Genomic DNA, 12079 nt, shown 5'->3' on the forward strand with positions numbered 1-12079 from the left:
GAGCCGGGTAAACCGAGAGGTTTACGCCCGGTTCTGCGAGAGCCGGGGGGTGCGATTCCCCCCGGCTACTCACCTGGGTGACCCAGGCCGAGGTCGGCTGCTTCGTGACCCCGGGGACGTGAACGTGGCGGGTGGAGTGTTCAACGACGAAGAACACGTGGATCCGTTGGAGGAACGCGGTGTCCACGGTGAAGAAATCGCAGGCCAGCAGGCCGGAGGCCTGGGCGCGCAGGAACGTACGCCAGGAGGTGTCGGCTCGACGGGGTGCGGGGTCGACGCCGGCGCGGTGCAGGATCCGCCAGACGGTGGCGACCCCGACCGAGTAGCCCAACCCGATCAGTTCTCCCTGGATCCGGCGGTGGCCCCAGGTCGGGTTCTCCTGCGCGAGGCGCAGGACCAGATCGCGGATCTCCCGGCGGACTGGTGGTCGTCCGGGTGTCTTGCGCGGGTAGGTCCATTTTCGTGCGAGGAGGTCGCGGTGCCAGCGCAACACGGTGGCCGGGGTGACGAAGAAGCTGTCCCAGCGGGCTCGGGGTAACAGCCGGGACAGGGCTGCGAGGATCACCCGATCCTTCGGTTCCAGCGTCGGCCGGTGAACCTGCCGTCGCAACACCGCTACCTGATGTCGCAGGACGAGGAGCTCTACCTCCTTCGCGGTGTCCCCACGGATCCGGAGCAGCATCAGTCCGAGAGCGTTGCGTGTCAGGGCGTAGAGCAGGGATCACACCATGAGCATCCAGCCTGCCCGACACGGGCCCAGTCAGGCAGACAAACGCGCAGGTCACCGCCCAAATCGGAGTTCTGGAGCCCCACACGTTCAGGGTAGCGACCATAGGCGGATGGTGCTGTCGCTGCTGGTGCTTGCCAGCACGCGGCCGTTCGGGGAGAAGCGCACCGAGAGAACCCAGCCCTGGTAGCCGGTGAGTGGCGCGCCGATGGGCTCCGGGTTGGACAGGTCGTTCACGTCCCACAGCCTCACGGAGTTGTCGAACCCGCTGCTGGCGAGAGTGCTGCCATCCGGGGAGAACGCGAGTGACCAGACGCGGTTGGTATGCCCGGTGAGCGGTCTCCCGATCGGGTGGGGGTCCTCCGGAACGGCAAGGTCCCAAAGCCGCACCAAGCCATCGGTGCTCCCGGTGGCAAGGAGTCGTCCGTTGGGGGAGAAGGCGGCCACGTACGTGGTGGCGGGCGTTGGCAGGGATTGGGTCAGTCGTTTAGGGGCCCCACGGTCGGCCATGTCCCAGATCGCGATGGTCCTGCTGTAGCCGGCGGCGACCAAGAGGCGGTTGTCCGCGGAGAAAGCGACCGATGTCACGAACTCCATGTCGCTGCTCAGTCGCGCGAATTGCCACGGTCTGGCGTGGTTAGTCATGTCCCACAGCCGCACCGTCGTGTCGTCGCTGCCGGATGCGAGCGTGCGGCCATCCGCGGAGAACGCCACCGACCATATCGGTCCCGAGTCGTCGGTCAGCGCACGACCGGCCGGCTGGGGAGCCCCGCTGTCAGCTGTGTCCCACAGCCATATGGATCCGTCCCAGCTGCCACCGGCCAAAATACGCCCATCTGGCGAGAACGCCAGTGATGTCACCCCGTCGCGTGGGCCGGTTAGGGCAGGATCGATCCGGACGGGCGTGGCGGGGTCGGTCATGTCCCACAACCACACTCCGCCTTTCCTGCTACTGCTAGCCATTAATTTCCCGTCGGGGGAGAACGCGGTGGACAACGCCCAGCCGTTCTGGTCGGCCAACGGGTGCCCGAGCGGCCGGACGCCGGGTTCACGCCCGAGAATCATGGCGAGAACGAGAACGATACCTACCACACTGGAGAACAACACCACGATGATAGCCGTGACGGAGATACTCCGGCGGCTCCACCTCCAGCCGGCTATGCGCGCGCCGCGAAACCGGCTGTGCTCATTCTGTGTGGCTGCTCTTGGTGCGGAGTCGTCCGCGGTTGCGGGTGCTGGTGGTGCCAGAGAGCCAGGATGGGGTGAGCCCTCGGTGCCTTCAACAGCATCGGTGTGCTCATGGTCGCCTCCTACGGTGGGAAGTTCGACGCCGGCGCTCGTCGAGATCGACGCCGCAGTTTCCCAGAGTCTGAACAGGCGTGCGATTTCGTCCCCGTCAGCGCCGCATACTCGCGCGACGCGTTCGATGGTGCCGAACTCTACTGGCACGGACTGGCCTGTGCAGTAGCGCTGCACTGTGGATCGACCCGCGTTGACCTTTCGGCCGATCCATTCGTAACTCCGACCGCTGCGCTGCTTGAGTGCAGAGAGGAGTTCACCCAGCTCCTCGGAGGATGAGGCCGTCCTGACGGGTTTCCCTAGATCCCCATCCCGTGGTGAAGTCATGGCCAGCATGCTACCGATGGAGGGTGTCCGAGGATCTCCGCGTCCCAGTGCGCTGCATTTCCGCAGGTCACAGCCGGTCCGATGTCCCGGGACCCCAACCCAGCTTAGCCCGGTTGTCAGATACCAGGTGGCTCTGCGACGCTACTGAAACCGTCGGCGGGCGAGGCTCTCCCAATCCTCGTTGAGGCGCGGCATATCAAATGGCCCTGGGGCTTACGATCCTACTTCCAGAATCGGAGAGCTCAGATTGGGTCCCGGTGGATCGTTGTCGAAGCGGCTGATTCTCTGAGCTGACAGAAACGGTGCGTGGGAGTTAAGAAATGCAATCTGTAATGACAATCAAACTAGGCTGGAGGGCGGACTGGTGAAAGAATGGCCGCGACTCCCGTCGTCGTGCCTGCGACAGGTCTGGAAGCAGCTCGCGATCGTCGTCGGCGGAATCCTTCTGGCGCTCCTGGCAGCGGCGAATCTTCCTGGTCCGTCCGAGAGGCCGGCGGGCGTCGGTGCTTCGGAGGTCACGCCGGGAGCGAGTACGAATGCGCCGGACCAGATACCACAGCTGTTACACCGATACGCCCAGACCGCTGTCCCTTCACTCCCTTCAGATGCCGCCCCGATCAGAGCCACCCGAGCTACGGTCGTTGTCCCCAACGTGGTCGGCCTGGACCTGCGGACGGCGGAAGGCGTGCTTTTCCCCTCGCTATTACCCAGTGCCATCGATGATCCAGCCTGGCGCGGGCAGCGGACCGTCGGGTCGCGCTGGGTGGTCGTGACGCAGAAGCCGGTCGCCGGCAGCCAGGTGTCAGCGCTGACCACTATCGATCTGTACGCGGTCGAGCCTCGGGAGTCGGATTGAGTCCGCCCCGGCGGGCCTGGGGAAGAGAGCGTCCGGAAGGAATATGCCCGATGCAGGATCCGGAAAGGTCATACGTGTCGGGATCGACTCGGCGTCAGCGGGGAACTAGTATGTATTTTTCTGCCAAGCGCGACTTTCAGGTTACTGAAAGGAGAGCGGAGTATCTAATCGCTGGGCGGCGGTTGCGGGTCGCTACCGGGGCCGCGGCGTCGGGGGCCGCGCTGGCGACGGTGGGGATCTTCTACCTACGCGCCTCGATGCACCCCTCTGGCCTCGGCGGAGAAGCGGAGACTCGGGCGATGGCGGCGTGCGTGTTGCTGATTGCGTCGGTCACGCTGGCGACGCTGGCCGGCTACCGGGTCGCCGCGGACGGGACGCGCCGAGCGTACGCGCAGGCATGGACAGCGGGCATCCGAGAAAAGGACAGCAACGCCCACTTTTGTGCCCGGGAGTTCTTCGGCCGCGCGGTCGACCGGCTCGGCAGCGAGAACAACACGACTCGCCTTGGCGGGATCTACGCCCTGGAGCGGATCGCAATGGACTCACCGAGTGACCAGCGCGCGGTCGTCGAGGTCCTCTCCGCCTTCATCCGCACCCGCAGCACGGACCCCACGCTGCGGCCCGCCGTGTCCGGTCCGGCCGTTCCCCTGCGCCCTGCCGTGGACATCCACGCCGCGGTGACGGTTCTGGGGCGCCTGTCCGTCCTCGACGGTGTCCCCCGCGCGGACTTGAGCGGTGCGAAGCTGACAGGTCCCGCCGCCCTGCACTGCATACAGGCCAGCTACGGCAACCTCAGCAACACCGACCTCACCGGAGCAGACCTCAGCCACGCCCATCTGCGTCGGGCGGACCTCACTGCCACCCGGCTGGGCGGCACGGATCTCACGGGCGCCTCGCTGAACGAGGCCAACCTCAGCTATACCTGGTTGGGCGGAGCGAACCTGACCCGCGCCCGGCTAGGCGGCGCGGATCTCACCGGTGCATCGCTAAGCGGAGCGAACCTGACCCGCGCCTGGCTGGACGGCGCGGATCTCACGGGCGCATCGCTAGGTGGAGCGAACCTGACCCGCGCCTGGCTGACCGAGGCGGACCTGACCCGCGCCTGGCTGGGCGGGGCGAACCTCATCACTGCGGTGGGGCTGGTCCAGGATCAGATCGACGCGGCATACGGCGACGGGTGGACGCGGCTACCGCCGGAACTAACGAGGCCGGCCTTGTGGACCTCGGCCGAGGCTGACGAGTACCGCCCGGCAGACCCACACCAGGTCGTCGGACAGTGGCATCCGGAGGTGCTGGCGGGGCAGGACAACGCCCTGTCCTCCCGGGACTATCACCACACGATCCTTCCGAAGGTCGTGATTGTGTGAGGGAGGCGCCGCACGACCTGGCCGTGCGCCGTGCGCCGGCGCCGATACGTCCAGTGCAACGCGCCTGCCCCCACGATGCCACCGGCTTGGACGGGGAGTGCCCGAGCCCCGGCTGCCACCCGGCAGCCTTGATCCGGATCGAATTAGATCCAGCTTGACACTTGTCCATTTTTTGGCATTTGTTCATAATTGCGGGGTGGATGTTGAGCAGTACGCGCCTGCCTGGGTTGGTGACCGGCGGTCCGCCGTTCGCGCGCCGCGCTCATGCGGGCCGCCGTGACCTTGGTGGCAGAGCAGGGCACGACAGCGATCAAGGTGTCTGACCTCGCGGAGACGGCGGATGTCAGCCGCCAACTGGTGTATCTGCAGTTTGGTGATCGTGACGCCCTGTTCCTGGAGGCTGCACGTGATCTTCTGGCGCGGGAGCTTCTGCCCGACATCACCCAGGAGCCTGAGGGCGGACACCTCCGAGTGCTGGTCACGACCCGGCACTTCACGCGGTACCGGTCCTTCTACCGGGCGATGCTGATGGGGTCGTGTGCATTCGGTCTGGCCAGGACCCTGCACGGTCTCGTCACTCCGTTCGGGCAGCAACTGGTGGTTCGGATGTCCGACGGGTCGCTCGCCCCGGATCTCGTCGAGGACTTTGCCGGGTTCGCCGTCGGTGGGTGGTCCTTCCTTTTCGCTTCGTGGGTGGTCGACGGGCCCGATCCCCTCGACCCGGAGGCGTTTGCGGACCGGCTGATCCGGATGCTGTCCGCCGTCGCCCTCCGTGAACCTTCACCCGAACTGATGATCACAGCGGGAGGGCCGGGTTGATGCCCGCTGACAGGAGCGCCCGCGGCCGAGGGCTCGCACCGGGTCGGCCGGGGGCGACGCTGCTCTGCTGCCTGCTCGCCGTCACCGCGATGGTGGCGGGCTGCTCGGACGGCGCACCGCGGAAGCCGACGACGTCCGTGACACCCGCGCCGCGGCCAGTGGGGCCAGCGGCCGACTTACAGGAGCTCACCGGCGGCAAAGGGGTGAACATGGGCTCGCCGGTGGTGGTCGGCTTGACCGGGCCCGGCTACATCCAGAACGAATATGTAGCCTCGGGCACCGCGACGTCCTACCGGCCACAGGGTGCGCTGAGCCGCGACGGCCGCTGGGCTTTCCAGCCCGCCGATGCTGCCGCCTACCGCACCCGGGTTCTCGTCCGGCGTCCGGCGGATGCGCGGGACGTCAGCGGCACCGTGGTCATCGAATGGCTGAATGTCAGCTCCGGCGTCGACTCGGACGTCGAGTGGTACAACACCCACGAGGAGCTGATGCGGCACGGTGACGTCTGGGTGGGTGTCTCGGCCCAGCGCATCGGCGTGATGGGCGGGGACGCACTCACAGCGTCCGCTGCCGGCAGTACGACAACCGGCCTTCGGGGCGCCGATCCGGCCCGATACGAGTCGCTCGACCAGCCCAGGGATGGATACGCCTTCGACGGCTTCCTGGTCCACAGCAGAGGCAGCGGTGCCCTACCGCTCGTCGGGCCAGGCCAGTCCGCCAGCCTCACCGACATCGCCGCGACCACACCGGCACTCATCCGAAGCGATACCGGCGTGCCCGTGCTCGACGTCCAGACCGAGGGCGACCTCACCGTCGTCCTGAACTCCCTGCGGGCACGACAGGATGACAGCAGCCGGTTCCGCCTCTGGGAGGTGGCCGGAGCCGCACACGCCGACGCCCACGCGCTCGGCCCGTTCGTGAATGCGCTCGACTGCGGGGTGCCAGTCAACAACGCACCGACACACATCGTGGTGAAGGCCGCGATCCGTGCCCTCGAGACCTGGGTCCAGGCCGGGACCCCACCGCCCACCGCGCCGCGGATCACAGTCACCTCCGGCGGCAGTCCCGGCGTCGCCCGCAACATCGATGGCATCGCCGAAGGCGGCATACGTACCCCACCCGTCGCCGTGCCGGTCGATGTCCTGTCCGGTGTCCCCGCAGTGAATGCCTCGGTGCTCTGTGAACTGTTCGGCTCGACGAAACCGCTGTCGGTCACGCGTATCGCAATGCTCTACCCCACGAGGGACACCTATCTGCAACGTTATACAGCCGCGGTCGACAAGACCATCGAGGCTGGTTTCGCGTTGGCCGCCGACCGAGCCACACTGCTCGCCTACGCACAACCAGATCGCATCCACTGAGTGCCCGAAGCAGGTCATTGCCCTCCGCCGTACAGGCAAATTCGGACACACCTGCCGGGCTGAAAGGCTGCGCGTTCATGCCAACATCATACGTCTGCCGCCCTCACCCCACCGGAGCGCGGTACGCACCAAAAAGCCAGATTGACACCCTGGTCGTCAGTGGCGACTCGTCGTATGCCGAGTCCATCAGGATGAACATCGAGAAGATCTCCGGATTTGCCGTTGGTGCGGTGACTCTCACTGGCAGCCAGTCCGTACGGCTACTTACCCACAACTCGTATGATCTGGTCATACTCGACCTTGACCTGTCCGATATGGCTGGCCTCGAAGTATGTAGGTCAATTCGGTCCCGTAACGCGGGGCCGGACATAATCGCCGTCACCGCCGACCGTGAACTTGCAACAGTCCGAGTAGCCGTCTCCTACGGAGTCATTCATTACCTGGTGAAGCCTTTCGACTTTGCCGACTTCCGGGCCCGCCTCCACCGGTATGCGCTATTCCGACAGCAGGTCGCGGATAATGCCACCGGTCAGATAGGCCAGCACGAGATCGATTCCGCTCTGGCCATGCTGTCGCCAGACCCCACGGCGCGGCCAAAGGCCCCGAAGGGCCTGACCACGGCGACACTCGACGCCATCGTCACGTGCCTGCGTGCGGCATCCACGCCGGTCTCGTCGGACGATGTTGCCAGAACATTAGGCATTTCCCGAGTAACCGCCCGACGTTACCTTGAACGGCTGGCCCAGGAACGGCTGGCAATCCGCCGCCAACGTTATGGCCGGCCTGGACGCCCGGAGCACCTCTACTGTTGGCGGGCAGGGGATCAAGGACCTGAAACCGTTCATATGGGTCAGGGGGCCCGAAAAGATTCTGGTAGTCTCTCCCCTTGCCGATCTTGAAGGGTCAGGGTCTGACTATGGTGCGTCCGGAACGAGGGTGAGGCGATGTGCGAGGAATCCGTGAACGCCGTGCCGGAGAGGGAGAATGGCATGCCCAATCTCGGTACGCGCGGAGAGGTTCCGGTAGTCCTGCAGAGAAAACAGCGAGGGTTCCTATCTATGTGTGGTGGGCTTGGCGGAGCCTCGAATCGTTAAGGTTGGTACCGCCGGGACCCGGTCCACTTCCTTGAATACCCCTTCGTGTGTTGCGCGAGTCCGGAGGCCCGCGTCGACGCCCGGGCAGCCGAATACGGCGACAGGCGCGGCAAGGCGCGCATAATGTACTCTACAGAGTAGCGAAATAGATATTTCTGGTCGCTACTCTTCGCTATCCCATGGAGAAGCGATGATTTTTGGTAGATTGTCGATGCGATGGATAGTGTCGGTTGCAATTGTCGTTGTTGTGGCTGGCTGTACTTTGCCGGGCAGTGGGAAGCGGCGACCGGTGGCGGTTGGCTGTGACAGCCCGGGAGTCACCTCCGACCAGGTGAAACTGGGGTTGGTGTTCTCTGATTCGGGTATTGGTAGTACTGCACTTTCCTCGGCCCGGTCCGGGGTGGATGCTCGGATCAACCTGGCCAACGCTGAAGGTGGCATCCACGGTCGTAGGATTTTTTACCAGTGGCGCGATGACGCGAGTTCCTCGTCACAGAACGCGCTGGCCACTCAGGATCTTGTGCAACAAGAATCCGTGTTCGGTCTCGTGGCAGCTACCGCCTCGCTCGAAGGTTCACTGGCTCGTCTCGACGCGCAGGGCATCCCCGTGGTAGGTATCGCGCTTCCGTCTTGGAATAGGTATCGTAACCTTTTTTCCCACCTCTACATGCCCTCTCCGGGAACGGTCGCCCGCTATATCCAGGCCCACGGTGGGACGAGAATCGCTGTTGTTACCACCGGCACTGTAGCCTTAACCATGGAGACCATCACGCAGTACAAAAATGCCTTCAGCGCTCTCGGGCTCGCCGCGACCGATCCCATTCCGTACACGAGCAGTAGCGACAGCCCTCAGCGCATCGTCCACCAGCTTGCGGCTATCCACGCCGATGCCCTGATCGGCTTCACCGCGCCAGAGGATCTTGCTGAAATCGTGCAGGCAGCTCGTGCCGCGAGCCTACGCCTGAACGTCGATGTTTCCCTGACCGGCTATGACAAAGCCCTTCTTCCCGCATTCGGCCAAGCGCTAGCTGGTGTGTCGATCCCCGTGTATTTTCGTCCGTTCGAGGCGGGAGGTCCAGCCATCGACCGCTACCGCGATGCAATGACACTCTACGCGCCTGAAAGTATCGAACCCGACCAGCAGTTCGCCATGCTCGCCTACATATACACCGACCTGTTCCTACACGGACTTGACCTAGCTGGCACCTGCCCAACCCGTGAAGGGTTTATCAAGGCCCTACGGAGTGTCACCGACTATGACGCGGACGGTCTGATCTCGCCTGTCGACCTAAGTACCAACTCTACCCAGCCCCTCGATTGCTTCGCGTTCGTCCGTGTCAACTCCACCGGCACCGCGTTCGACGTCGTACATCAACGACTCTGCTCCAACGGTTCGGAATCACTGCCGCCGGGAAATGAATCCACGTCAACCGGCCGTAGTCGGTAAGGAGACAGAGAAGCGAGCCTTTCCGCGTGACTTTCAGTCAGCGCGTGTGAGTGCCGCGGGGTGTGGTTGGTTACGGGTGAAGCTGAGGGCCGTGGCAGGGGGCTCTGCTCCCCCCGACTGGTGCCGTGATCAGACTGCCATGGCAAGTTCGGTGAAGGTAAAGATCTTGAATGGGTGGTGCGTGCACACGCTGCTTGTCACGGGCTACCCCATTCTCAGATCGCCGGGCGACTCTGGCTCGACCGCAAGACTGTGCGTCGCTTCGCCCGTGCGACCACCTCTGACGAGCTGATCAACGGTGTTCCTACGGAACGACGCAGCACCTTGGACCGCCATGCCGTCTACCTGACCGCCCGGTGGAACGCCGGTGTCACCAGCACCCGCCAGCTCCACCAGGAGCTGCGCGAGCGCGGTGCCGTCGTCAGCGAACGCACCATTCGCCGCTTCCGATCCACCTCCGCGCGGGCCGCTCGGCGGCCCAGCTCCCCGTGGACCTCATCCGACGCGAGGTCACCCGATCGATCACCCGCCATCCCGCCATCCCGATGACGTCGATGACGTCGACAAGATCCGACTCAAGGAGCTGTGCGACGGCTGCCCCGACCTCGACTCTCCGCCCGCGAACGGGTCGCTTCCTTCGCCGACGTACTCGTCCATCGCCGCGGCGGCGCAGCGCTGGAAGCATGGGTCCAGTGGGCCGAGGCATGCGCCCTGCCTGCGCTACGCGGCTACGCCACCGGCCTGCGTTCCGGCTGGGACGCGGTCGCCGCCGGTGTCACCCACGCGTGGAGCTCCGGCCAGGCCGGAGGGCAGGGGGTCATGTTGCATCAAAATAATCAAACGTCAAATGTTTGGACGAGCGAACCCAGACCTGCTCCGCACCCGTGAGCTCGCCGACCAATAAAGATCCAAACCACAATCACGGAACTTGCGCCAGAGTCCAGTTCCAGGGCGTCGCCGGCGGCTAGGTCGCAGCGGGTGCCGGTCGTAGCGGATCGGACCAGTGGTGCGGGTCAATTATGAGGTGAAATATATAACTATGTCCAAAAAGCTCGAGCAGGTAGACGGTGTGAGGCCGGTTGTCGGTGGGGCACAGGGCAATCCGCCTTCCGCCGGTGGGTCGCTGGTGCGGTGGGTGCAATACCAGGCGCCAGTGTTCGTACAGGTGCAGTCGGACGTGGACGGTCGAGGTGGCAGGGTCACCAAAGTGATCGTGGTTGCTGACCCCGGTGACCTACACCTCGCTCGTGACGGCCATGGTCGTTTCCTGGTTTACGACAACGGCTTCGATCCGCTTCGACAGGATGACTCCCAGGTCGGCCTCAATCTCGTCCAGACGGTTTCGATCGCCGAGGACCGCCACCGCTGGCCCGATGGGCACCTCGTCGCCCTCGGGAACGGCTGGGACAGTGGACCCGACCCACGTATTGACCCCGCCTACTACCCCGACCGCAACTGCCTGCCATCACCGGTTGAGCCCGCCGAGGGTGGCACAGGTCTAGCCTGGGATGGTGGTGACCGGTGACGGAGCAGCGCTGCTGCACCGGGCTTATGGCGGCGGCGCTGGTGAGCTCGTCTAGGTCAGCGACGCGATGTGGGCCCTCTGCGCCGGATCGCAGAGCACCTGCTGGTCGGGAATTCCAGTCGGTGTCCTACGCCGCGCTGACCAATGCTGGGATATTCGCGCCCGCCTCCGTACGGGCTGGGCCCCAGAGCCTGGACCGGTCGACCACGGCGCCGGCCGCAACCGGGGACAGGTCGCCATCGACTCTCCGTCTGCCAAGTGCGAGCGAAAGCGTTAACCTTGCACGCAACAGCGTCGCGTATCTAAGAAACTTACCGTTCAACCTACAGGTGTCACAATGCGTGATAAGTGGTGTGGATCGGGGTATCACTACGGTGCGCAACGACCGTTGGACGGTCGTGATCGTAAAGGAAATCGTGATTGAAGCGAATCCCGAGATAGGCGTTGCGCAGGACGAAACAGCTCGTCCCGAGGCTCTGAGGAGGCTGTCTTGCTTCCGGCAGGGGTTCCATGAGCTGCTGATCCGCCGGGCGGACGCAATGTTCGAGGCGGCGGACGCGGTACTACGCACCGACGACCCGGTCAGAAACCCGGCCGACCTGATACTGGCCCCAGAGCGGCGTCGCAGCCACGGGGCCTTGTACAACGGGCTAAGAACCGGTTTCACAAAGGGTGCTAAACAGGGGCATGGTGGGCGGATCGGTGGGTAGCGCTCAGTGTCATGGACGATCAGGAGACGGTCGGCGATGAGGTCTGGGCACGGCTGGCGCCGCTGATCCCGGCCCGTCCGCGGCGGTTCCGCTACCCGGGACGGCGTCCGATCGATGACCGGGCGGCGTTGAACGGGATCCTGTGGGTGCTGCGCAACGACGTGCCCTGGCTGGCAGGAGCTGCACACCCGGCTGCTCGCCGAGTGCAACGCCGCCGGCCTGCTGGACCTGCACCGGGCGCTGGTCGACTCCTCGCACATCCACGCGCTAAAAGGGGGGACCAGACGGGTCCGAGCCCGGTCAACCGAGCCCACCCCGGCAGCAAACACCACCTGATCACCGACGCCAGCGGGGTTCCGCTCGCCGCGCTCGTGACCGGCGGGAACCGGCACGACGTCACCCAGCTCATCGGGCTGGCCGAGGCGATCCCCCCGATTCGTGGCCGTCGGGGGCCGCCCCGCCGCCCGCCCCAGGACCGATGATGATCAGTTCCAGGCGACCGGGAGGGAGTGCACGCCGTAGAACGCCATGGTGCGTCGCATCGGCA

9 protein-coding genes and 3 pseudogenes are annotated in these 12079 nt (G+C 65.1%); 9 read left to right on the plus strand and 3 right to left on the minus strand.

Annotated elements, in window-relative coordinates; all coding sequences use genetic code 11:
* The 3 genes and pseudogenes from MXD62_RS22065 to MXD62_RS40825 form a co-directional block, all read right to left on the minus strand.
* On the minus strand, positions 1 to 565 hold a 565-nt coding region (locus MXD62_RS22065; RefSeq protein ID WP_368862432.1), incomplete at its 3' end, for an IS3 family transposase.
* Between the two features lie 252 nt (positions 566 to 817).
* Complete coding sequence (locus tag MXD62_RS22070) at positions 818 to 1837, minus strand: WD40 repeat domain-containing protein (protein WP_248831392.1); 1020 nt, start codon at positions 1835 to 1837, stop codon at positions 818 to 820.
* 276 nt (positions 1838 to 2113) lie between these two features.
* A pseudogene (locus MXD62_RS40825) lies at positions 2114 to 2362 on the minus strand (helix-turn-helix domain-containing protein); the annotation flags it as partial.
* 643 nt (positions 2363 to 3005) lie between these two features.
* Between MXD62_RS40825 and MXD62_RS22075 the strand changes: the two are divergent.
* From MXD62_RS22075 to MXD62_RS22115, 9 genes and pseudogenes are all read left to right on the plus strand, one after another.
* Positions 3006 to 3209: a hypothetical protein gene (locus MXD62_RS22075; protein WP_248831393.1), complete on the plus strand. Its 204-nt coding sequence runs from the start codon at positions 3006 to 3008 to the stop codon at positions 3207 to 3209.
* A 50-nt stretch (positions 3210 to 3259) separates the two neighbouring features.
* Entirely contained in the window at positions 3260 to 4576 is a 1317-nt protein-coding gene (locus tag MXD62_RS22080) for a pentapeptide repeat-containing protein (protein WP_248831394.1), read from the plus strand.
* Between the two features lie 276 nt (positions 4577 to 4852).
* Entirely contained in the window at positions 4853 to 5395 is a 543-nt protein-coding gene (locus tag MXD62_RS22085; RefSeq protein WP_248831395.1) for a TetR/AcrR family transcriptional regulator, read from the plus strand.
* Entirely contained in the window at positions 5395 to 6756 is a 1362-nt protein-coding gene (locus MXD62_RS22090) for an alpha/beta hydrolase domain-containing protein (RefSeq protein ID WP_248831396.1), read from the plus strand. Before MXD62_RS22085 ends, MXD62_RS22090 begins: the two co-directional genes overlap by 1 nt.
* A 77-nt stretch (positions 6757 to 6833) precedes the next feature.
* Positions 6834 to 7655: a response regulator gene (locus MXD62_RS22095; protein ID WP_248831400.1), complete on the plus strand. Its 822-nt coding sequence runs from the start codon at positions 6834 to 6836 to the stop codon at positions 7653 to 7655.
* Between the two features lie 385 nt (positions 7656 to 8040).
* Complete coding sequence (locus MXD62_RS22100) at positions 8041 to 9297, plus strand: ABC transporter substrate-binding protein (RefSeq protein ID WP_248831397.1); 1257 nt, start codon at positions 8041 to 8043, stop codon at positions 9295 to 9297.
* Between the two features lie 1039 nt (positions 9298 to 10336).
* Positions 10337 to 10822, plus strand: a complete 486-nt coding sequence (locus MXD62_RS22105) for a hypothetical protein (RefSeq protein WP_248831398.1) — start codon at positions 10337 to 10339, stop codon at positions 10820 to 10822.
* A 437-nt stretch (positions 10823 to 11259) separates the two neighbouring features.
* Positions 11260 to 11484, plus strand: a pseudogene (locus MXD62_RS22110) (transposase); the annotation flags it as partial.
* Between the two features lie 59 nt (positions 11485 to 11543).
* Positions 11544 to 12008 (plus strand): annotated as a pseudogene (locus MXD62_RS22115) (transposase); the annotation flags it as partial.
* Between the last annotated feature and the right edge of the window lie 71 nt (positions 12009 to 12079).

Source organism: Frankia sp. Mgl5 (assembly GCF_023242985.1).
Lineage (GTDB): Bacteria > Actinomycetota > Actinomycetes > Frankiales > Frankiaceae > Parafrankia > Parafrankia soli.